Below are 24,385 nucleotides of genomic sequence, written 5' to 3'. Positions count from 1 at the left end.
AGCCTGCTAACTACACTTTCCAACCGCTCTCTCAACCCCAAAGTGTTACTAAAACCTGTTTACTACACTTTCCAACCGCTCTCTCAACCGCAAAGTGTTACTAAAACCTGTTTACTTCACTTTTCAACCACTCTCTCAACCACAAAGTGTTACTAAAACATGTTTACTACACTTTCCAACCGCTCTCTCAACCGCAAAGTGTTACTAAAACCTGTTTACTTCACTTTCCAAACGCTCTCTCAACCACAAAGTGTTACTAAAACCTGTTTACTACACTTTCCAACCACTCACTCAACCGCAAAGTGTTGCTAAAACCTGTTAACTACACTTTCCAAACGCTCTCTCAACCACAAAGTGTTGTTAAAACCTGTTTACAACACTTCACAGCCACTCCCTCATACCAAAAGTGCCATAAAAAAATCAATCCGCCTTCCCCCTCTTTCTCTAACTGCAGTTGGGCATTTTGCTTTTAGCAGCGCAGCAAGGACTAAAGGAACCTGCATCGCCGCCATCCCGCAGGCACATAAAAAACCGGCTCTCCTATCGAGAGCCGGCTGAATGACCTACTGCAAAAACCAGTTTTGCAGATTGATTCGGTTTTGTGCTGTGATTGCACCTTTTCCGCCAAGGTAGTGAATATGCGGGATAAAGGTCATATTTTCGTAAATATAGCTTGATACTGGCGTCGGAACAGAATCCTGGTCAACAAGGATGATCGGTGATCTTGTGTTGGCTGCAAGCACTGAGCCCGGAAGAGCATCAATGAATTCAGTTCCCTGTGCAAAGAAGATTTTGCGGGTATCAAGGTTATATTTCTTGACGATATTGATGCTGGTTTCGTAGCGGTTTTTGCCGTCTACACGATCTACATTTCCTTTACCGACAAGTGTCTCAAGGTCAGCAAACACTTTGGCAGACACAGCGACATCTCCGCCGATAACAGTCACTTTGCGCACTCCGCTGTCTTTTATATAATCAGAGACAGCTTTTGGAACGGCATCTTTTTTTGCAAAAAGAATGGGAATCTGCTCGGCTGCCGCATAAGAGGCAATGGACAATGCATCAGGTGAATCGCTGCTGTCGGATGTGATGAAAATTTCACCTGAGTGTCCGACCTGTCTTGCGACCATGGCTGCCGTTTCATAGCGTTCAGAGCCGCTTATGCGCTCAACCGCCGGTGCGATGTTCCTTAATTCTGATTCAACAGCTTCAGATACAGCAGTAGTTCCGCCCAGAATGATGATGGCTGCTGGATCGAACGTATTTAGTGCCTGTCTGACTGAATCTGATAATTGATTCGGATTTGTCAAAAGCAGCGGAGCATTAAACTTCTTGGCAAGTACGCTTCCTGTCAAAGCATCAACTGGATTGTCTCCTCTGCCGATGAAGACGGTTTTAGCAGTGGACCAGCCAAATTTGGCGATTTCCGAACTTGTTTCGTAGCGGTCGTCCCCTTCAATTTCTTCAGTAACACTGTGAATGTAGTTATCATAATTCGTTCCAGGATAATAGAAGTCCGTAATCTGCATATATTTCTGATTTTGGTCTGCCATGGCTTTGGCACCGTACTGGCTCATGCCGACGCCGTGTCCATAGCCGCGTCCGCTGAACGTATAGACTCCTTTTTCAAGTGTAAGAGAGTCAATGAGATGACTTTTAAAATTCGTTGTTCCAAACATGGAACGGAGAATGGAGATATTGACATTGACGCCTTCTTTGACGACCGTCGCAATTTTTCCATCTTTCATCTGATAGGTTCCATTTGCGTTTTTCACATAGAATTCAAGACGATAGCTGCCCGTTTTTCTCCGGTCGCCGCTTGTTTTTTCACTTGATACTGCAAGGTTTTTCACATTGACAATCTTAAGGTCTTTGTCTGTATAATTTTTATCTGTCTTCAGCCAGGTTTTTATGGCTGCTGCGTATTTTTCATCTTTTTCTTTTACAGCTGTCCACCATGATCCCGGATTTGCAAGGTTCAGTGACGCAGGGTTGATCTGGACTTCGTTTACAGCGACTGTCCAGCTGTTCACCGGATCAAAAGGATCTTTTTTTGCAGGAAGATAGGATAATGGCGTTCCCGACGTCCATACATTGGCATTGTTTTCCGTCCGGCCGCCGTTGCTTGAGCTGTAAGTAGCGTCAATAAGCTTGCCGTCCGCTTCTAGAACTTGGCCTTTCGTACGGTTTACAGCTGTATTGGTGTTGCCATAAGCGGAAGCTGACCAGATATAGCCCTCGTATTTTTGAAAGCTGACGGTATCGTCTATTGTCTGATTGATTCTTTTCAGGGCAAACGTTCTGGCTGCTATACTCTGCGCCTTCAGGGATTCAACAGGCCAGCTTGGAAACATTTCTCCCGGCACGACGCCTTTCAGGTAATCCTCAAGCGGAAGCTGGTTCACAGGGCGCACATAGACGCTGTTTTCAACGGTAAACTTCATCGTGCCCAAATATGGACGCCCGTTAATGCTGATCACATTGTCTGTTCCATACTTCACCGGATTAAACGTGCCTGAGCTGCCGAGAGTTTTCGCTTTAGCGCTTCCGCTGTAAAGCACCAGCACTCCGTTTTCATTTTTCACTTTATACGTACTGCCTTTTTTCAAAAGATAGCCGGATTCCCCTGACAGCATATATTCACCGTCAACTGTGACCGTAACTTCCTTTGCTTTTCCGACATAGTTTTTCAGACTGACAGAGACTTCTGAAGGATTACCAGAAGCAGCGAACGCATTTTCTTCAGAAAACAAAAAGAAGAGTGTTAACGCAACAATTGACATAAAAACCTTATTCAACAGTAATTCCTCCGCAATAATAGATTGAGAGCTTATAGAATTACTAGTTTATTCAACAGAGGACAGACTTGACTCACCCTTATACCCATTTTCGCCTGTAAGCTCAAAATCTTCTTTTACCAGTCCAAGGCCGGGTGCATAATACCTGGTGAAAATCGTTTCTTCTCCCACTACCTCATTTGATGTTTTCTGAATGACAACCGCGTTCTCTATCTTACCGTATGGGGTTTCAACCGCTGCTGATGAATCAAGCAGCTTCCAGTCAGCACCTTCACCGAGCAGCTTTTCATTCATATTCGGTTCAAATGTATAAAGCAGATCTGACGTGTGGTCCTGAAGCTCTCTGTCCTCATAGACGAGAGTCATTTCAGAGCCTGTCCACTTATAGATCTGGGTAGTTGTTGAATCTCCTAATCTCAGAGCAATCTGAACATAGTCATCGTTGGCTGCGGTAATTGTTTCAGTCAGCAAAACGGTGCCCTGTTCCTCAAATTGCTTGGTTGCTCCGGTCTTAGGACGGTAGGCCTTGTAAGGACCGTCCGAACTATTCTTACTCTCTTTCTTTTTATCGGAATTTCCTGTCATTTCTTTAGAACTTTCATCGCCTTCTTCTTTCTCTTTTTCTTCCTTTGCCTGATCTGACGGCTCAGTGTCTTCTGATGGCTTGCTCTCTTTTTCTGGTTCTGCCGCAGGTTTTTCGTCCTGTACCGGAGCTTCTGATTCCGGTTCTTGTACAGCTTCTTCCGGCTCCTGAGAACAGCCGGCTGCAATTAAGAGAGTCAAACCCAAAATAAACATCCATTTTTTCATATTTATCATTCCTTATCTAAAAAAAGATCCGGGCATATGACTTCAAGCCCGAATCTTTTCTATTATCTGATTCTGTTGAAGATCTCACTGCTCATTTCAGCAGGGACTGCCCCGCCTACAAGCGTCATTTCCTTCATGTGGTGCTTGCCGCCATATTCCATAATGTACGTTTCAAGAGGACGGTTGATCGCCGGGCCTGTCAAAATCAGCGGTGCTTTCGTTATGATGGAAAGCGGTGCTGCGGCCAGAGCATCCGGGAAGTTCGCTCCTGTTGATACCATGATAGAATCTGAGCTTAAACTAGAATCGAATTTCCATAATACTTTAGCAAGCGTTTCATACCGGTTTTCCCCGGCTAAACGCGTGTAGCTTGACGGTCCAGCGTTTTTAACCTGCGTATCGACCGCAGATGTCAGCACACTGGTCCCTCCGACGATAAGAGCCTGTTTGCCTTTCAGCTTTGCACTTGACGCGCTTGGAAGTGATTTTGTATCTGAAAGCATGATGGCCCAATTTTTCTGGGCTGCGATTGGTGCTGCCCCCAATGCATCGGGATAGTTTCTGCCCGAAGCAATGAAATAGCCGTCAACATTTCCGACCTCGTTCAGGATTTTCTGATTCGTTTCAAAGCGGTTTGCTCCGCTGATTCTCTGTGTCGAGAGTTTCATTGATTGCAGCTGTGTTTCAATGCCTTTTGAAACCGCGACTTCTCCTCCGAGAATAATCGCTTTTTTCGCTTTAAGGCGGCTGATTTCATTTACGGTGTCCGTCCCAAGCGAGGTTCCTTTCACTAAAAGAATCGGCGCTGCGCCGTGCTTGCGTGAGAGCGGTCCGGAAGAAAGAGCGTCCGCATATTCTGTGCCTGTTGCAATAAGAATCGTTTTGTCAGGCTTGCTGTCTGCAAAACCTGCAGGGTACATTTTCCGCGACACGCTGATGGCTGTCTTGTAGCGGTCATCCCCGGCAAGCTTTGTGACAGGAAGCTTTCTTGTCACTTTGTCGTTTGCGATATTTGTAAAGACAATTTCACCCGAAACTTTATTAATGACTCTTGCATTCGGAGCATTCTTCTCTGCAATATAGCGCGCATGTTCAAAGTCTACGTAGCTTCCTTTCTTCGTGCCGCTTACGTATAGCTCGTATTTAGCAGGAAGGAAATTAGACCATAGTGTAAATCCTGTACTTTTATAGACCAGTCTTGTATTGCGGTAGCTCTGTGCATATTCCATGGCATCCGGTGAGGTATAGAAGTCTCCCAGTTTGCCGATGGTACGGTGATGCACCTCATAGAGAGCCGTTGTTTTGTAGATATCTTTTTGAGCATTTTTGTCAAAAACTCTGACCGGTTTTGACTGTTTTTTCGCGTATGTAAGGGCCTGATCTTTTGATTTTGACGTATAAAGCTTTTTATTGCTGTTCATGTCATAAACTTCAAAAACTTTAAAATAATTGACCACAGATGTGGCAAGCGCCTGTGCAGCTTTGTTCTGGAAATCAGCTGTTTTGATGCGCGCTTCTTCTTCACGATTTGTCATGAAGCCCATTTCTACAAGGACTGCAGGCATCTGCGCATTGCGGATGACGTAAAAGCTCTGATCATCCATAATGCCTCTGTCGATGGATCCAAGCTTCGCAAGCACTGTCGGATGAATTTCATTCGCCAGTCTGCGGTTGTCTTCCAAGTACTTGATTTGCATCGGATCGTGCGGATACTCTTCCTTTGCATGATCAACACCATTGTAGAAATAGGTTTCATAGCCTTTTACATATGGATTGCTTGGATGTGCGTTATGATGGAGAGAAATAAAGACACTGTTATCATTGTTTCCGCTTGCAAATGAATTGGCGGTTCTCATGCGGATATCAAAGTCCCCGCCGTCTGTACTTCCGTCCGCTTTTTTCAGGTAAGAAGCAAATTCCATATCCTTGTCTCTCGTAAGATAAACTTTGATCCCGCTTGTCTTAAGCAAATCTCTTACTTTTTGAGAAACAATCAGGTTGGCGTTTTTTTCACAGAAGCCGGTCGTATTCCCCGTCAGTCCGCACGTGCCGCTGAATTTGCCTCCATGACCCGGATCAATCACCAGCACTTTTTCTGCAAAACCGGTGTTCGGGGCCAAAAATAGCATGACAAATAGAAGGATGCCAAGCATCCATGACTTGCTGTTCATCGTTCACTCTCCTTTTTTCTGCATGATTCGCTAGTACTCTCCTATTATAGCACCGGCTATCTGCCAATTTTATTAAATTTTGAGAATGAAAAAGAAATAGGGAAATCTGCTTTTCATAAACCGTTACTTTTGTCATGAAAACAGGAAAAAGCTGCCGGATGATCAAATCCGGCAGCTCTTTCTTATTTCTTAGCGTACAAGCTGGTTAATTTCAGCAAGCACGTCATTTGAAACGGCCGTTTCACCGCCAAATACTTTTACTTCGCCGATTTCATTTTCTCCAAAGAACTTGCGCACATCTGAAGAAAGTGATTTGCCGACTAAGATTACTCCGCTTTCATGCTTGGCTGCAAGTGCTCCGCCTGCTAATGCATCAGCGAAGTTAAGACCTGTAGCTGCATAAACAACGTCTAATTCCGGCTCGAAGAATTCGGCAAGCTTCACGCTTGTTGCATAACGGTCTTTGCCGTAGATTCTCTCAGCGCCAGGAAGGTTTTTCACTACACTGTCAGCAAGGGCCACTGGTCCGCCGACTGCCAATGTGTTTTTAACACCAAGCTCTTTAAGAACTTTGCTTGATGCACCAGGAAGCTTATCTTTCTGCGACAAGACAACCGGCATGCCGTATTGCCCTGCATAAGAAGCTACAGCAAGAGCATCTGCAAAGCTTGTGCCATTGACTACGACTGCATCTTCAGATCCATCCGGAGCTACTTCTTCTGCAATAGCAGCAGCCGTTGTCCAGCGGTCTTTACCTGCAATACGGTCAACATCATAACCAAGCTTCTCAAGCTGATCTTCTACAGCCTGTGATACAGCACCTGTTCCTCCAAGGATGACAACAGTTTCTGCACCAAGTCTGTCAAGTTCTGCTTTTGTAGCACCTGACAAACCTTTTGAATCTGTCAGTAAAATTGGAGCGTCATATTGAGCTGCGAGAGGAACACCTGCTAAAGCATCTGCAAAGTCCTGTCCTTTTGCAAGGAAGACAAGCTCTGAGCTTTCCCAGCCCTCTGCACTGATTGCTGCAGCTGTCTCATAGCGGTTCTTTCCGCTGATGCGGCTGACTTTATCATCTCCGCGGTATACTTTTACTTCTTTTACTGTCTTGTGTCCCGCGAGGTCAGTTGCTTCAACCATGAATGTGTTTTCTCCAGGCTGAAGGGCAACATCCGTGCTTAGCGTTTTCGTAATTTTGTTCATTCCGTAAGGCTCTTTCAGAAGGTTAACGAAAACTTCATCTCCGTCAACTGTCACACGAAGCTCTTCGAAATTGTCTGATGCTGTTGTTTTAAGCGTTACTTTTTCAGTTGCTTCACTAACAGAAGAAGGTGCTTCAACAGTCAGTTCAGGAGCTGTCGTATCTACGAAGAAGCGTTTGATGAAGGAAATCTTGTTTCCTGCCTCGTCTTCTCCCGCCATTGTCACGCTGTGATAGCCGTCTTCAAGCGTCAATTTTGTATCAAATTCATAGCGTTTTAATTCAGCGTTCCATTTCAACTCTACAGGTTTTCCTGCAACTGTAAAGTTCGTCACTTTAGACTCATCTGTGATATAGCCTTTTACAGGCACTTCGCTCGTATCATACGTTCCCAGTGCTTCAGGAAGCTCAGCAATGATTGAAGGAATGGTTCCGTCATTCACGCCTTTAAATTCTTTAGCAGAAGTGTTTCCTGCATGGTCTGCTGCAAGAACCGTTACAGTTGAACCGGCCTTAAGATCTGCAATCTTGAATTCCTTTGTTGTTGGTGCAAGAGTCAGAGGGTTTCCGGCTTTATCTTTGCCGATAACAGACTCGCCGTTAACAAGGATATCAAAGTATGCAAGACCTGAACGGTCATCTGATCCTTCAAATGTGACTGTATCTTTGTTGAATTCAGCTTCTAAAGTCGGCTGAACCGTGTCAACGATAACAGGCACGTGTACTTTTTGAGGAGCTTTACCAGGGAAATCGACCGCAGCAGCGATTTCATAGTAATACTGCCCGTCTTTAACAAGAGCATTTTTCACTTTTCCATCCCACTGTGCAGCAGGATTTAATGAGTACGTCGGACCTGAGCCGCCGTCAAAATAATGCTTGCGGACTTCAAGCTCTGTACGGATTGCGCGCAGCTGGTTTTTGTTCTCGTCAAGAACGTTGAATTTCACTTCTTTCGCATTTCTCAGGAAGGACAGAACAGGAATGATCTCGTCCTGGCTTCCATCACCATTAGGTGAAATCGCAATTTTGCGTGCATCAAACGGCATTTTGCTGTTGAATGCATCAAAACCAAGGTAGTTAAAGCTGTTTCCGTCGCGTGTCACTACCCCTGCATCTCCGTAGAACGTTTCGTTCTCTGTGTCAAAATTCATGGCATCAAGGATTGGCGCTTTGCCCCAGTCGCCGTTAAATCCGACATAAGGAACAGTAAGCTGTGATAAGCCTTCAGCCGAGAATGTGACGAATCCTTCTACAAAGTATCCGTTTTTGAAGACATCTTTTACAGATACTGGTGTTTCGAAATCATCACCTAAAACTTTAGCATTTGAAGTATCAAGAGTAACTTTTACAGTTTTCGTTTCACCGGCAGCAAGATCAACTTTCGCTGTTTCTTCGCCGTTTACTTTGATTACCGCGTCAATCAGTTCCTGAGCTTCAAGCTCGTCGTAATTGTATCCAAGTGACCCGCCGTTAGCGAAATCTGTTTGAACATTAGCTTTCACATCGTAAGAAACGGCCTGCTCACTGAAGTTTTTAATATCAAGAGTAAATTCCACTTGATCGCCAACTTCTTTAAGAGCTACTTTGCCTTCTCCTGTTTTTGACTCCGTTACTACAGCAGGAGTGTTAAGCGCTGAGTAAAGCTTCATCAGGCCTGCACCCTGGCGGCGCGGAGAGTAAGGAACTTCCCATCCTAGCGCATTATTCACAAGTCCCTTATCCATTACTGGCTGAGACGTATTCATAAGAATGTTTTTCGCCATCTGAACTCGTTTTGCCCCATCAAGATCAAACAGCTCGTCCACTTTCTCAAGAACAATTGCAGATCCGCCGGCAACGTGTGGAGCAGCCATAGATGTTCCGCTCATGATACCGTACTGATTGTCTTGGAATGTAGACAGAATTTTACCGCCCGGTGCCGTAATTTCAGGTTTGAAATCAAGGTTAGGCGTTACACCCCATGAAGTAAAGGCTGACATTTTTCCGGCTTCCGCATTTGGAGCCGCTACTTTATCATCACCAAATGTTACTTCAAGCTTTTTGCCTGCTTTCGCCTGTGCTTCAAGCGCGTTTCCGTCAGCTACACTCAGGGAGATGATTGGAATAACCGGCTTATCAAGAGCCATATTCACGTAATCGCCATGTGCAGGCAATCCGCGGATGATGACACCTGCAGCACCCTGTGCTTCAGCGGTTTTCTGGATATTTGTATAGAAATAGCTTCCAGTCCGTACAACAAATACAACTTTACCTTTAACATCTTTTCCTTCATAACCTGCAGGCTGACCGTCGCCTACATATACAATTTCAAGCTTTTGCCCTTTAAATTTATCAAGGAACTTAGGTCCGTCCTGTTTTTGGTATCCGATTGTACCAAATGGAGCACCATCTGCATCCACCTTCATTGCATCAAGGTCAATTGTAGAGTTTTCAAGGGAAGCGACCTGAAGTGAATCGTAAGACAGACCAGGAGCTCCTACTACTCCAACGTCAGGGTTGCTTGCATACGGGTTTGCAAAGCCATTCCCTAAATGAGCAGAGTTACCGGCCGAAACAGCCATAACGACGCCATTTTCAACAGCTCTTGCAATGGCCATCTGCTCAGGATCTTCAGGAAGTACAAACGATGCTGTCGAGCCTAAGCTCATGTTCAGTACATCGGCTCCAAGTCCAATGGCATCATCGATTGCTTTAATATAAATATCGCCCCATGTAGAAGGCATTTCAGGATCATTTCCAAAAACTTTAAGAGCTAAAAGCTGCGCCTCAGGAGCTACACCTTTTAATCCGCCGTTATCTTCATCGCCATTTGCACCTACTGTTCCGCTGACATGCATGCCGTGCATGGAAGCGCCAGGTCCAAGGTCAAGGATTTCTTCATTTTCATCCATATAGTTATAGCCATATGGCACTTTTGCTGTATAGAACTTGCCCGGAAGGCCAAGCTCAGACTTAGCGTCATTTACAGCACCTTCAGAAAGGGCAGGAACTGTATCTTCGCTTAAAATCATGTCTTTGTGGCTTGGATCAAGACCTGTGTCGATGATTCCGACGATCATGCCTTCTCCGTCATAGCCAAGGTCCCATGACTCGCGCGCTTCAACCAGTTCTTTACTGTACTTCATATCAGGCTTTGCTTTTGGACGCTCATATTCATGAGCAATTGTTACATTATTTACCCCAGTCAGCTTCTCAATGAGAGCAATCTTGCCGTATTCAACTTCTCCGGAGAAACCGTTGACGACTGTTGTAAATTCCTGTTCGAATTTCATTCCAAGATTTTTGGAAGCGATTTGATTTTTGACAGCTTTTTGCTCTTTAAGAGCATCAGCTTTCAGCTCGTCCTGTTTAGCTTTCGGCAGAGCATCAAATTTCTTCCCTTGTTTTGTTGCATATGTAATTGCAGGTTCGCCTTCTACTTCGACAATTACACGTACTTTATCTGAACTCTTATACTGTTTTCCTGTTTCAGGATTTTTAAGTGTCTGCTTGCCGAAATTTTTCTGCACTTCGGTATTGGCGTTCCCTTTTTGAACCGTTGGACCAGCTGCCATAACAGCATTTGAGAAAACCAGCAAGAAAGCGAACATTAAAAATAACGATCTTTTCAGCTTAACTTTCAACTACTTGACCCCCCTAGTAAATTAGCCTCGCAATTCTCAAAAACTTCTAATTTATCCCTCCTTTTACATAGATAGAATATATTTACTCTCTTATTCTATTTGCAAAATATTGAATAGTCAAACATTTATAAAAACTTTTATTCGTTAATAAAATAAAGACAAATTACGACATGGATAAAGCTTCAGAAAACCCTGTTATCCTTTGATGCATCGATGTTTAAAAGCAAAAAGCAGAAAGGTGCCAGATGACAGTCTCCGAGTTTTTATGCACATTCCATTTATATTTTGGTATAGGATTTCCAGTGAGGAATTGGTCCCGGCATGTTTTGTCATAAGGCGACATGTTTCCCGGGGAATATTGAAAAAGCCTGCCGGAGGTGTCCGGCAGGCTGGGGTTTATTTCAGGAGGTTGATCATATCCGATTCCATCTTAGGTGTAATCAAGGTCGGCCCTCCGAGAATCGTGACTGATTGATAGATATCGATAACATCTAAACCAGGTTTAGTCGGTTTTACCAGCAGGATAGAAGAATTGTTTATGGATGCAAGAACAGCACCTGACAGAGCATCAGGAAAGTTCTCCCCGGTTGCGGCAAAAATTTCATTGTTTCCAAGAGGCAATTCCTGCGCAATGACTTTGCTTGTTGCATATCGGTCCTTGCCGCTTAATCTGACAGGGTTTTTGCCTGCAAGAGAATCAAATACTTCTTTTGAAATGACGCTTTCCCCGCCAATCACGTACGCTTTATTTGCTGCGGCCAGGGCCGGTTTGACGGCTGTCGGAATACTCGCCTTTCTTGTAAGCAGAATTGGATGGCCGTTTTTAGCAGCAAATGGCGCGATTGAAACGGCATCTGCAAAGTTGTCGCCGATTGCAAGAACAGCAGCAGCTGATGAAAGCTGTTCTGCAATTTTAGCAGATGTTACATAACGGTCTGAACCGGCAATCCTTGAAACGCTCAATCCTAATTCTTTTAAGGTGTTTTCCGTAGTAGAGCTTACAACGTTACTTCCGCCAAGAAGAATGGCTTTGGTTGCTTTAAGTCTCTTAATTTCGTTAAAGACCGCAGTGTTTGCAGCATTCGGATTGCTGTTAACTAAAAGTAGAGGTGCGTTGTGTTTAGCTGCCAGGGGTGTTCCTGAAAGAGCATCGGCGAAGTTTTGTCCGGTTGCGATTACAACTGTACCTGACTGCTTCCATCCTTCTTTTGATATTTCAATTGCTGTATTGTACCTATTGTCTCCTGCAAGTCTTGTTGTGACACGTTTCAGGTAGCTTGAGGCAATATAGCCTTTTGTCTGAGAATCTTTGAGCTGAACCGGATACCAGACAAACTGATTCGTAGAACCAGAAGCTGTGTCATAAACAAATTCGCCCGCTGTCTTTACAGCAATCCCCTTTCCTGCTTTTACAAGGGGCGCTGATCCAGTCGCTCCAGACCGAATTTTCGGATCGGCTGTATCATCGTTGTATGTAATGAGCGTATCGTTTTTATTAAATAAATGCTTTGTCTCTGTCATCGGTCCATTCAGTGTAAAACTTGTTTTATTAAATATAATATTGTCTGCTGATCCGCACGTATAGGAGAAGTCTGAAGGCGCCATATCGATGTGCGATATGCGGGTTGTTATATCCTGTATGCCTTTTCCGCTGTCTGACTGCAGCAGGGAGTAAAGTTCTTCCTGATATGCCCCTGAATTTCTGCTGCCATCTCCTCCGCAAATCAATAGAGGGCTGTTTTTAGGCTTTATGCCATTATAGCGCAGTGCTGAAAAATACCATCTCTCAAGATAGGCATCCGGATCATCTCCCTGGATAACCGGAGCAGGCTTGCCAGTTCCAATTGGAACAATCATGTAATCTTTCAGTCTCTTAACACCTGAGTAAATATTAAATACCGCATTTCTCTCAAGCAGTTCTTTATCACCTGCAGGATACACCGTTATTTGCATAATGCCAATCCCGCCGTCCCCTGAAATAATCGGGTCTCCATTAGCGTCAAACTGCTGCCAGTCAACACTTTCTTTAGTAGCGACCGCTTTTACTATTTCTGCAGGAACTTCAAGTTCCAGTGCAACATTCGTCAATAGACAATTTCCCGTTTGATAAGGAATGAATTTTTCCTCTTGTGTTTTTGGATCATAGTTGCACTTCTCACTAACCTTTGCCTGCACAGAACCAAAATCAGACGCAGCCTGCGATAAGGCGGGCGACATCAGAAAAAAAACAGCCGTCATAAACGTCAAAACCAGCATCTTTTTCATTGCACGCACGTTCCTCCAAATAATAGATTCTAGTAAAATACTAACATAAAAACCAATCAAGTATTGTATAAATTTCCAATAAAAAGAAAAATAGACCCTTCTTAAGGATCTATTTCTCGGTTATCGATAAAGTAGGAGGCGAGATACTCTGCCCAGACTTTATTGCCCTCAACATTCGGGGCCTGCTGATCTTCTGTCAGCATCGTTTTGATTTTTTCATCTTTGCCGTCCGGCCAGTTTGTCCAGTGGTCGAGGTATGTAAGGTCTTTTTCTTCTGCAAACTCTTTTAAAGCGTCCACTTCTTTAGGATAGAAGGTTGCATTGAAAATGGGATGTGACGGCTGAAGGTAAATGACTGCCCCCGGACTTGAGTGCTTAATGTCTGAGAGAATCTCTTCAAGGTTCAGAAGCGTATTGTCCAGGCCGACATTTCCGTTGTCATTCAATGAAAAAGGCTCCAAAAGCAGGATATCCGGCTTTTGCTTGCTGATATCTTCCATATGGTTTTCATTCAAAAACGTTCTTGTGGTTCCCTCCGGGTAAGATAGGACCGTGATTTTGAAAATGTTTTTTCCGTAAGCTGCATCAAGCTTTGACTGAAGCAGAGCCGGCCAGCCTGTGCTTTGAATCGACGTGCTCTCAGAACCGGCCGCAACCAGTTTAAGAGGCGCGCCTCCCTCTTGAGCTTTCTTTATTTTTTCTTTAAGAGGCGCGGAAAGGTTAGCCGCATACTTTTGCCATTTTGGCTGTTCTTCCTGCTGAGTCTCTTCGGACTTAGCTGGATCTTCCTGCGCCTTTACGGAACTGATTTTTTGATTCCAGTGATGATTTCCAAGTATAAGGGCGCACAAGGTCAGGATGACGACACATGCTGTAACGATTTTATTCATTTCCGTATTCCTCCAAAATATGAAAAGTACTACAATCTATCATAGTTATGCATCGGCATACCTGCAAGACTATTAAGGATATTTATGAAAATTTTACGTAATTTTGGGGATTAATCTCAATCAAAAAAGCAGTGAGTAGCCTCACCGCTTAATTAATGACTTTTTTTGTGCCCAGATATCTTGGTTTAAAGTAGACATTCTCCATCGTTGTGATCGATACGCCTTTCGATGAGCTCGCATGGATAAATTCATTGTTTCCAATGAAGATCCCCACGTGAGACGGGCCAGCTGAAACAGTTTCAAAAAAGACAAGATCTCCTTTTTGAGGAACAGCCACAACCGTGCCTGTATTCCATTGATCCTTTGTTGTCCTTGGCAGGTCAATGCCGTGCTTATTGAACACATATTCTGTGTAGCCGCTGCAGTCAAAGCCCGAGGTTGTCGTGCCGCCGTATTTATAAGGCACGCCCTGCAGGGATTTGGCTGTTTCAATCAGCTTGTCCACTGGAAAATAAATCGAGGCTAAAACGCTGTTTGAAACAGCAGCTGTACCGCCGATAACGGTGACAGTTCCGATATTTTTAGTGTCGATTAAGTTTCCAATAGCTGTCGGAAGAGCCGAAGATTTTGTTAAAAGCATCGGAATGTTCTTTTGGGCTGCATAGACAGAACCTGTAAGGGCGTCTGCATAATTTTGCCCTGAAACTACTAAGGCGTGCGACGCAGAAAAACTCGCAAACTTAGAGGCTACTTTGGCTGATGTACCGTAACGGTCTGCCCCCGCAATGCGCTCTGCATATGGAAGCTTTGAAAAAGCAGATCCATCGATGACGCCAGTTCCGCCAATTACGTACGATTTTGAAAATCCTTTTAGAAAGGTTTGAACAGATGACGGCACGCTGCTTTTTTGAACGAGCAGAATCGGTGAGCCCTGCCTCGCTGCTATGGCAGATGCTGAAAGGCTGTCAGGATAGTTCGAGCCATTGGCTATGAATGCTTTTTTCGTTGCTGTTCCAACATGTTTGGCAATGGCAACGGATGTTTTGTAGCGGTCTGAGCCTGATATTCGCTGAACAGTTAAGCCCATTGAAGTCAGCTTGCTTGCTACGGCTTTAGTGACGGCATTTTCACCGCCAAGTATGTATACGTTTTTGGCTCCACGCTGTTTCAGCCTGACAATTTCATTGTTTACAGCTGTTGGGATAGAGTCTTTCTTTGTAAGAAGGATTGGCGCTTTCAATTTATATGCAAGCGGTCCTCCTGCCAGTGCATCCGGAAAATTAGTGCCAACGGCAATCACAATATTCGCCGTGCCATTTGGAAAGGCTTTCTTTGAAACTTCCACAGACGTCTTATACCGGTCTTCTCCGGATATTCTTGTTGTTGTCCCTGCCTGAGCATGCTCCGGCTGAGAAATAAGAAAAAGCATCACTAGACTAAGACAGCTCAACAATGTAAGGGTTATTTTCTTCATACCATTCTCCTATGATGTTTTTACCCTTCTCATTATAGCACCGGAGGAATAGTCTGATAGTTTACAAGTGTATTACAAATAATGGGGAAAAACGACTATAGACAGCAAAAAAACAGCATTTCTGCTGCTTTTCGACTATCTGTTTATCCTCTTTTTCGACGGGCTGCGAGAAAAGCTGCACCTGCCATCATAAGTATGGTTCCGAAGAAAACGTATTGGTACATCAAAGATGCCGTTTTTGGAAGCTCGTTCTCAGCTTTGATTTTACCCGGTTTATTCGGATGATTGCTGACCGGTTCTCCTTTTTCCTGATCTGGTTTTACAGGTTCTGGTACCGTGATTTCCTCTCCCTCTTCAGACAAGGTTGTGACTTCTTTCCAGGCTGTATTAACGAACTCTCCGCTTTCACCAAAGACTTCTATAAAATACACCGTATCAGATTCCAGTCCCGTTAGTTGATAGGAAGTCTTTTCAGCAGGAAAAGGCTCATCCCCCTGCATTTCACCGTTAACGTAAACCGTATAGGTTCCGTCTCCTTCCAACATGTTATCCCAAGAGAAGGAAATGGTCGTCTGCGTGACGTCGCTGATGTGTATTTCAGGGTAAAAAGAGGCTTCCGCCCAGACTTTCACACCTCGTGCCCTGAGCTCCTCCACAACGGCGGCAGCCCGTGAGCCCGGCGACAAATCAAGCGTTTCGATCCCAAACAGCGAAACCAATTCTAGGTTCTCTAAATTAAGCAGCTGATCAATGTTTGTCAGCTTTGTTCTCTCAAAAATCAAAGTCTTAAGAGATTCGGATGCTTCTATTCCAGACAGATCTTCCAGAGGATTCCCTGCAAGTTCAAGGTGCTGGAGATTCTCGAGTTTCAACGTTTTGCTGATACTCTTAACCTGATTCTGATTAAGCTGCAGCATTTCCAATTGGCCGAGTCCCGATAGAGCCGTCAGGTCTGTGATGTTATTTTGGGACAGATCCAGATAAATGAGCTGACCTAGACCGCTTATAAATGACAGGTCCCGAAGCTGATTGTTTTTAATGGCCAGAAAAGACAGATCTGAAAGCGACTGAATCACTTTGTAGTTCTTGATCTCTGTGTTTTCAATGGATAGATCTACTAGATTGAGTCCTTTTAATGGGTGCAGATTAAGTTCGCTTCCATTGTTATGAATGAAAAGAGACTGCAGATTTTCCGCAGATTCCAGTCCTTTCAGACTTGAAATGTCCAAATCCAATAGAAATAATTCAGTCAGACGTTCCATATCACTTTGGCGGATTTCCCGGACAAGTCCAAGCTGCTCTCTAATCAAATCACCAAGCTTCTTGTCTTTAAAAACGACAGCAGGGCCTTGAGGAGCTGCCTCTGTTGTCTCTTCCATTGATTCACTGAGAAGAAGCTCTCCTTCTTCATCATATGCCTTAACTTCAATGTCATAGGCCGTCTCAGGCTTCAGTCCTCTGATCCAGTACCTGAATTCATAGCCTTCCACGCGTTTTGAAGCTGTCTCTCCATTCACTAAAACCTTGAAGAAATCGATATCCCTTTCCCCGAAATAGTCCCAGCTTACTTCTATTGAATCCTCCGTCTTTCTGCTTGTATAGATGGAAAACAGGTTTCCGGAGTCATCGTATTCAACATAGACGCCTTTATCAATCAGCTGCCCGATGACCTGCCAGGCGTCCGATCCTTCTGAAAGATCGAGCGTTTTCATGCTGAAAAGAAGAACCGTCACCAGTGAATCCATGGACAGCAATGGTTCAATCTTGTTCACAGAAGTCATCGACAGATCTGCAAATTGAAGATGTCTTAAGACAGTGAGCGGCCCAATGTCTGTGATTGGATTGTCCTCAAGACTGAGCTCAGTGAGGTTTTGAACCTTTTCAATTCCTTTAAGCGAAGACAGCTTATTTCCGTTTAAATAGAGAGCTGACAGTTTTTCGCTTGCAGGTATGGCTGAAAGATCAGTAATCCCGTTGTATGCGAGGCTTAGCCCCGTTAAGTCTTTCAATCCCGCAAGTGCTGAAAAGTTCTTGATGCCCGTGCTGGACAAATTCAGTACCTGCAGACTCTGCATTTTAATGATGGAAGACAGGTCTTCAAGACGGTTGTCATCAAGGTGCAGCGACGTGAGGCTCAGTTTCTCAATCGGTTTAACCGTTTTTATACCATTGCCGGATAAGACAAGGACTTTAAGATTCTTTGCACTCTCTAGTCCAGTCAGGTCCCTGATTCCCTCCCCCGTCAGATCAAGTTCTGTCAGGGTTTCCATATCACTTTCATAAATGTCGCGCTTCAAACCGAAATGGTTTTTCATTGCGCTTCTCAAGTTCGCATCCGGAAAAACGGCTTTTTCTCCGGCAGGCGTTTTTAGAGTTGTGAAAAAACCGCGGTCAAATCCGGTCATGACGCCATTTTGTTCAAAAGCCTTAATGGAGTAGGAGTACACGGTTTCAGGCTTCAGACCCGCCGTCTCATAGTTGATGACCCGTCTTTCTGTTTCGGTTTTTTGAGTGATTCCGTCAACCGAAATTTCGTAATAAGCAGGAATGTCATCTCCCTCATATTCCCACTCAAATGCAGCACTTCTATCCCCCGGCTTTACATGAATGAGATGGATGTTCAGACTGTCGTCATAAATGATCTCAAGATTTTCGCCAAACTGCTGGAGCTCATCTTTCACCTTTAAGTAAATCTCTCCGTACAAGATGATTTTTTTAAGAGAAGTCAGTGTCTGCAATGGCTGAATCGTTTGAACTGGTGTGTAGGAAAGGCTGATTTCTTCCAGTTGAGAGAGCGAACTGAGGGAAGAAACACTTTTCACATTGGTGAAACTTAGGTCCAGCACCTTGAGCTTCGTCAGATTCTGGATGTTTTTCGTGTCTTTAAAAGAAGAATCTGCAAGCACAAGACTCCTCAGATTCACGAGGTCATTAAGAGGAGAATAATCGACTGAACCCGTCATTGAGAGATCCAAATACTCAAGATTTGTCAGCAGTCTCAATGGTTCAATGCTCCTCAGGCTGTTGCCTGCAAGCTCCAGATGCTGAAGATTCACAGCATGATGGAGTCCTGTCAGATCTTTGATATCATAAGCTGATGCATTCAAATACGTCAGCTTCTGGAGATCGCTTTCTGTTACATCGCGCTGAATCCTCAGCTGATCCTTGACCGCACGTTTGAGTGCACTGTCTTTAAATTGGACTGTTTGACCGTTTGCAGCTTCCTTTGTTTTCCCTTTTACAAAAGCCTCATTCAGCTTTTTGCCGGCTCGATCAAACGCAGTGACCTTCACTTCATATTCTGCCGCAGGCTTTAAGTCTGTAAATTGGTACTCTGTTTCTTTCGTTTTTTCAAGCATCAGCTTCCCGTTAAGATACACATCAAAGAAAGCCGCACCATCTAAAAACCAGCTTGTTTCAAAAGTGGTATCATTGACGGGATAAAAGAAAACCGTGTAGGCAGGCTTTCTCTCCGCTTCCGTTTTCACACGCACTTCCCTGCTGTCAATCAGCTTCTCGTCAGCAACAATTTTAAGTGTAAATGAATAGTTCGTATCAGGCTCCAGGTCTCTAAAGATGTGTTCGCCTGCATCCGGGTAGCTTCCAATGAATGTTCCGGATTGATAAAGCTGATAGACTGTTTTACTGCTGCTTTTATAGGCAGGCCAGGAAACGGCAATACTTGTCCCCTCTGCACGGGCATGCAATAGAAATACCTCATCTGCCGGATTTGCAGGATCAACAGGAGTAGCTGGTCCGCCATTTTCTTTTTGATGAACAATTGTTATGGGTTCTGTTTGAACCGTTGCATCATTTTCAAACTTAATGGAATACGTATAAACCTCTTTATCTGCAGTAATTGTGTCCAAGTATTCATACGTTCTTGCAGCTGAACCGTCTCTGTTTATCAGTTCATCTGTAAGTGCGGCCTCAATCTTTTGTTCCGCGCCGTTTTTCACAAGAACAAAAGACTGCGGATCATTTGAAGCCGAGGTCACGGTCCACACCAGCCGTATTCCGTTTTCTGTGTTTGTATAGGAATGAAAGGCGATTTGCGTTCCAGTTTCAGCTGCTGTCGCATAAGGCAAGACCATGGTTATAAGCAAAAGTAGAGTCATGAGGACCGACAGCATTTTTTTCATCGTAAAATATTTTCCCCCTGGTTTTTATCAACATATTAAATCCATTATAGATATGGCCGATAATAAAGTATATTTGATTCACAAGACAAAAATCTACAAATTTATGAAACTTAAGGCTTAAACACTACGTCATATTCTTGGAACCTCTTATATTTACAAAAAAAGTATTGTTTCCATGATACGGCAAAAATATAATGTGAATAGGTAATTACTTCTATTAAAGGATGATACGATGAGAGAACAAAAACACAAAAAGCGCAAGGGGCTCTTAATTACCCTAAGCATCATTGGTCTGCTTGTACTGGGTACCTTGGGTTACGCCTTCTATTTGTATAAAACCGCAGCTGGCACAGTTGCTAAAATTCAGGAAGACATAGGAAGGGAAAAGTCAGACAAGCGCCCGCAGGCAGTTGCATTTAAAGAAAGAGATCCAATTTCCATCCTGCTTATGGGCGTAGATGAACGCGAAGGAGACCGCGGACGCTCCGATTCCCTAATTCTCTTAACCGTGAATCCGAACAAAAAATCGATGAATATGGTCAGCATTCCGCGTGACACCCGCACCGAAATTATCGGTAAAGGCAAAGAAGACAAAATTAACCATGCCTACGCCTTCGGCGGCACGGAAATGGCGATCAATACGGTCGAGCATTTCTTGGACGTACCTGTCGACTACTTCGTAAAAGTGAACATGGAAAGCTTTAAGGATATCGTTGATGCAGTAGGCGGAGTGGAAGTAAACAACGACCTGTACTTTGAATATGACGGCAAGACGTTTAATGAAGGCCTCATTCAATTAGACGGTGCAGAGGCACTAAGCTACTCAAGAATGCGTTATAAGGATGATCGGGGCGACTTCGGCCGCCAGCTGCGCCAGCGCCAGGTCATTGAAGCCGTTATCGCAAAAGGAGCAAACATCTCCTCCATCTCCAAATTCGGCGAGATGTTTAAAATCGTTGAAAACAACGTCAAAACGAACCTCGGAATGGACGAAATGTGGAGCATTCAGGAGAACTACAAAGATGCACGCAATTCAATGGAACAGCACCAAATCAAAGGAACCGGCGACAAAATCGGCGGAATCTACTATTACATCGTTCCTGAAGAAGAGCGCACTGCTTTATCAAATCAGCTGAAAGAGCATTTGGAGCTGTCTGGGACGACTGCTTCGAATTAATAGAATGAGAGAGCAAACCTCGGGTTGAGGTTTGTTTTTTTGTACTAATTTTCAGAGACTCAGAAGAATCAGATTGCTGAAGGGGCCGGTTTTGCTTATTAGTGAGCTGAATTGGCTGAAGAAAAGATTGTTCCTTTAATCTTAAACATGAAAAAATACCTATAAAAATATAGGAATTTTTGATTTATTTGGTCATTTACATGAAATATATTCCAATATAATGGTATATTAGTAGTGAAAATTTATTTCAAGGAGTGAAAAAAGTTGTTCAAACTGATTTCAAAGAGTTTTATTGCATTATTTATTTGTCTACTTATTTTTTCTTTTTCAGAAGGAACCATGTCTGCTGAATCGGGCGGAAATGCACGGATAGCAGGAGAAAACCGTTATGAGACTGCTGCCGCTATTTCAAAAGCAGGCTTTTCAAGCGGGTCTGACATAATTGTTCTTGCGAGGGGAGATGAGTTTCCTGATGCTTTGACAGGTGCACCTCTCGCATTCAAATTACAGGCACCAATCCTATTAACCTCTCCCAAAAAGCTCCCTGCGGCTACAGTCACAGAGCTTAAGCGATTAAAATCCAAAAAGGCCGTCATCTTGGGAGGACCTGTTGCGATATCCGATTCCGTCAAAAAAGAAATTGAAAAATTGGGAATGACGACCGAACGCGTTTACGGAGAAACCCGGTATGAAACATCTATTAAAGTAGCGGAGAAACTTGGCGCTTCTAAAGAACAGGCAATCATAGCAACCGGCAAAAACTTTCCGGATGCTCTCGCAATTGCTCCCTATGCTGCAGAAAAGGGATATCCTATTTTACTAACTTCCCCTGATAAACTCAGTAAAGACGTTTCACGGTATCTCCAAGGTGTTAAAAACACCCTTGTTGTAGGTGGGGTAGAAGCTGTAAAACAGTCTGTGGAAGCCGATTTGCCAAATCCTGAACGCATTTCAGGTTCCACAAGGTATGAAACAGCTGCTCAGATCTTAAGGACAAAATACGATAAAAATCCTCATATTTACATAAGCACAGGCAGCACTTTCGCTGATGCATTAACCGGCTCTGTTCTGGCAGCCAAAAACAAATCTGCTGTTCTATTAACAAAACCAGCTGACCTGCCAAAAGGAACAGATCAGCTGATTGCTGAAAAACAGATGAAGAGTTTTAACGTTTACGGAGGAAAAGTGGCCGTTTCTGACGAGGTCGTTACCCAGCTGGATGACCTTTTTGCACAGTTTAAAGACAGCCTGGGAACAGCTTCATTTTCTGACGGTTTAGAAATTATGGATGAATCTGAAATAAATTCACTGGAAAAAGCTTCTGAAAGCATGGTTTATAATGCGGATGAATCATTTTCAATCAAGCTGCCGGCGGCACAGGCTCAAATGTATAAAAAAACAGACCTTTTCTACTTGCCGCCATCTGATGAACATCCTTCAGGCTTTTTTGGACAGGTTTCAGATGTTCAACCAGACGGAACCATAACGGTTGATCAGCCGGCACTTGATGAAGTGCTGGAGGAATTCAGCATCGAAGGCGAAGAAATTCTCACACCTGACCGTTTAGTTGACGTCGATCTTGAGGAAGGCGTTGTTTTAACGGATGATGCTGGGGAGCATCAGTCCCTTTCAAGATGGAAAAGTGCAGGCATGTCTTCTGCTTCTGAAAAAAAACCATTCATTCTTGCAATCGATAAAATTCTATATGACAACCCATCAGCAGCTAACAGCAAAGTTAAACTTTCCGGAAGTATTGCTGTAAAGTCAGCAAAAGCTCAAGTAGATCTTGAAAAAAAATTCGGTCTTATATCGGGTTTTGATTACCGCTTCGACAGCAAACAGGATTCCTCAATCAAGTTCCTGATAGAAATGAACGGCAAGATGGAAACGGTTGATCAATCAAAAAATAAAGAATTCGGCAAGTGGCTCAAGCTTGAAGGAGTCGACCGCGAGGGAAGAGTCTCACTTGCAACATTGACGTATCAAATTGGGACTGCCAACGTATTTGCCGGAGCAGGAAATACAGGATACGTAAACATTCCAATTGGGGTCACAGTCTTTGTTACGGCAAATGTGAAAGGTGAAGCAAAGCTTTCAATGGAACTTGGCATCGTTGAAAAATCCTCTACTGCCGTTAATGTGAAATGGAATGACGGTGCATTTGACTCTGATTTCGATATGAAAATTGACCGCTATGACGCCACCTTAGAAGCAAAGGGAGAAACAACGACATTTATCGGCACTGGATTTGAACCGGCCGTTAATATCGGAGGCCTTCTCCCGGCAGTGGTGCAAAATGACTTAACGATTGCTCATGAGATGAAAGGCAACGCTAAGGCATTATACAATTTTAAAGACGGGAACTTTAGCCTCTCTGGGTGCTTTGAGGACTCATTTAAAGCTGGATTTGAATCAAGCTTAAAAATCCGGCTTAAAGCATCCTCTGAAAAATGGAACATTGAAGAAAAAGTAGAATACGAAAAAAGTTTCTTCAAAAAAGAGCTTTTCAAAGCGGGAAACAAATACTGTGAACACGCAGGCAAGGTCAAAGGCTCCGTTACTGATGCTGTAAGCAAAGAAGCTCTTAAAGATGTAGTGGTCAGTGCCTATCAGAAAGACAAATTCATCACCAAGACGGTTACTGACGCAAATGGAGACTATGAATTGCAGTTGTCAGACGGTACGTACAATTTAAAGTACAGCAAAGAAAACTATAATGAGGAAGAGCACAACAACGTTGAAATTAATGAGAACGAAATTGAATACAGCCCTTCTCTTCGTATGGTTGACTCCAGCCATTCCGGGGACGGAGAAGTTAGCGGCAAAATAAAGAATTCCATTGACGGCAGGCCTGTAGCAGGGGCTTCAATTACCATCCGATCAGGCTTAAACTCTTTCACTGGACCTGTAAGCGCTCAAACTGTTACTGATGCTGCCGGTCAGTACAAGGTCACTCTTCCGGCGGGCAATTATACAGCCGCAGTATCAAAAGAAGGATATATACCATCATCAGTACAGATTTTATCTGTCGGTATGAAAAAGACCGAAAATCAGAATACCACCCTCAGCCCGATTCTAGATCAGGCGGAAACGCGCATTGTTCTTAAGTGGGGTGAACAGCCAGCTGATCTTGATGCACACTTAACCGGACCTTCTGAAGACGGAGACCGATTCCATCTTTATTATAGTGAACAGGAGACGTATGAGAATGATGAACTCATGGCACAGCTGGATATAGATCAAAGAGAATCCTATGGGCCTGAGACCGTTACCATTCATCACCAAAAGGACGGAGTATACCGTTACTCCATCCATGATTACACCAACCGCAGCAAATCAGCCAGCGATGAACTCTCCAAATCAGGAGCAGTCGTAGAAATTTACCGCGGGAGCTATCTAGTGCGGACATTCCACGTCCCTGCCAATCAGACTGGAACACTTTGGACTGTTTTTGAAATGAACGGAAGCACCATTGTTCCAATCAATACCGTTTCTGACAGCGATGTTTTCACTCAAGCAAGCAGACAGGCACGGGGAAATTCAATTGATCGGATGATTATTCCTGCATTAGACGAAGTGAAATGAAATAATTAAATCGTGCACCCCAAATGTAAGATTCTAAATCTACTATTTGGCGGTGCATTTCTTTTTGTGGCTTTTTCACGGGCTGCTTTCTGCTAGGTCCTGGGTGGTTTACCGGATCACAGATTAGACAGGCAAGTTCATTCTTGGATTGTTAGATCCCGAATTTGGACTGTTAGACAGCCAGTTCGGATGATTACATGCCCCATTTGGATTGTTAGACAGCAAATTTGGACCGTAAGACTAAAAAAA

Annotated in this window: 10 protein-coding genes; 2 read left to right on the top strand and 8 right to left on the bottom strand. The window is 43.9% G+C overall.

Annotation, left to right across the window (positions count from 1 at the left end; all coding sequences use genetic code 11):
- Positions 1 to 563 precede the first annotated feature (563 nt).
- From RKD52_RS02240 to RKD52_RS02205, 8 genes are all read right to left on the bottom strand, one after another.
- Positions 564 to 2,798, bottom strand: coding sequence for a SpoIID/LytB domain-containing protein (locus RKD52_RS02240; RefSeq protein ID WP_454098498.1), 2,235 nt, complete (start codon positions 2,796 to 2,798; stop codon positions 564 to 566).
- Between the two features lie 48 nt (positions 2,799 to 2,846).
- Positions 2,847 to 3,608: a hypothetical protein gene (locus tag RKD52_RS02235; protein ID WP_454098497.1), complete on the bottom strand. Its 762-nt coding sequence runs from the start codon at positions 3,606 to 3,608 to the stop codon at positions 2,847 to 2,849.
- 62 nt (positions 3,609 to 3,670) lie between these two features.
- On the bottom strand, positions 3,671 to 5,779 hold the full coding sequence (locus RKD52_RS02230) for a cell wall-binding repeat-containing protein (RefSeq protein ID WP_454098496.1): 2,109 nt from the start codon (positions 5,777 to 5,779) through the stop codon (positions 3,671 to 3,673).
- A 189-nt stretch (positions 5,780 to 5,968) separates the two neighbouring features.
- Positions 5,969 to 10,603, bottom strand: a complete 4,635-nt coding sequence (locus tag RKD52_RS02225) for a cell wall-binding repeat-containing protein (RefSeq protein ID WP_454098495.1) — start codon at positions 10,601 to 10,603, stop codon at positions 5,969 to 5,971.
- Positions 10,604 to 10,999: 396 nt separating this feature from the next.
- A complete protein-coding gene (locus tag RKD52_RS02220) occupies positions 11,000 to 12,868 on the bottom strand; it encodes a cell wall-binding repeat-containing protein (RefSeq protein WP_454098494.1) in 1,869 nt (622 codons plus the stop codon).
- 101 nt (positions 12,869 to 12,969) lie between these two features.
- On the bottom strand, positions 12,970 to 13,758 hold the full coding sequence (locus tag RKD52_RS02215; protein ID WP_454098493.1) for an SGNH/GDSL hydrolase family protein: 789 nt from the start codon (positions 13,756 to 13,758) through the stop codon (positions 12,970 to 12,972).
- 148 nt (positions 13,759 to 13,906) lie between these two features.
- On the bottom strand, positions 13,907 to 15,232 hold the full coding sequence (locus RKD52_RS02210; protein WP_454098492.1) for a cell wall-binding repeat-containing protein: 1,326 nt from the start codon (positions 15,230 to 15,232) through the stop codon (positions 13,907 to 13,909).
- Positions 15,233 to 15,375: 143 nt separating this feature from the next.
- On the bottom strand, positions 15,376 to 19,374 hold the full coding sequence (locus tag RKD52_RS02205; protein WP_454098491.1) for a fibronectin type III domain-containing protein: 3,999 nt from the start codon (positions 19,372 to 19,374) through the stop codon (positions 15,376 to 15,378).
- A gap of 232 nt (positions 19,375 to 19,606) precedes the next feature.
- Between RKD52_RS02205 and tagU the strand changes: the two genes are divergently transcribed.
- Together tagU and RKD52_RS02195 are read left to right on the top strand one after the other, a co-directional pair.
- Positions 19,607 to 20,551: a polyisoprenyl-teichoic acid--peptidoglycan teichoic acid transferase TagU gene (gene tagU / locus RKD52_RS02200; protein WP_454098490.1), complete on the top strand. Its 945-nt coding sequence runs from the start codon at positions 19,607 to 19,609 to the stop codon at positions 20,549 to 20,551.
- Positions 20,552 to 20,815: 264 nt separating this feature from the next.
- A complete protein-coding gene (locus tag RKD52_RS02195) occupies positions 20,816 to 24,136 on the top strand; it encodes a cell wall-binding repeat-containing protein (RefSeq protein ID WP_454098489.1) in 3,321 nt (1,106 codons plus the stop codon).
- Positions 24,137 to 24,385 lie beyond the last annotated feature (249 nt).

This window comes from Metabacillus sp. SLBN-84, from assembly GCF_053629595.1.
The sequence above is the reverse complement of the archived record's forward strand: the minus strand, read 5'-3'. Positions and strand labels throughout refer to the sequence as shown.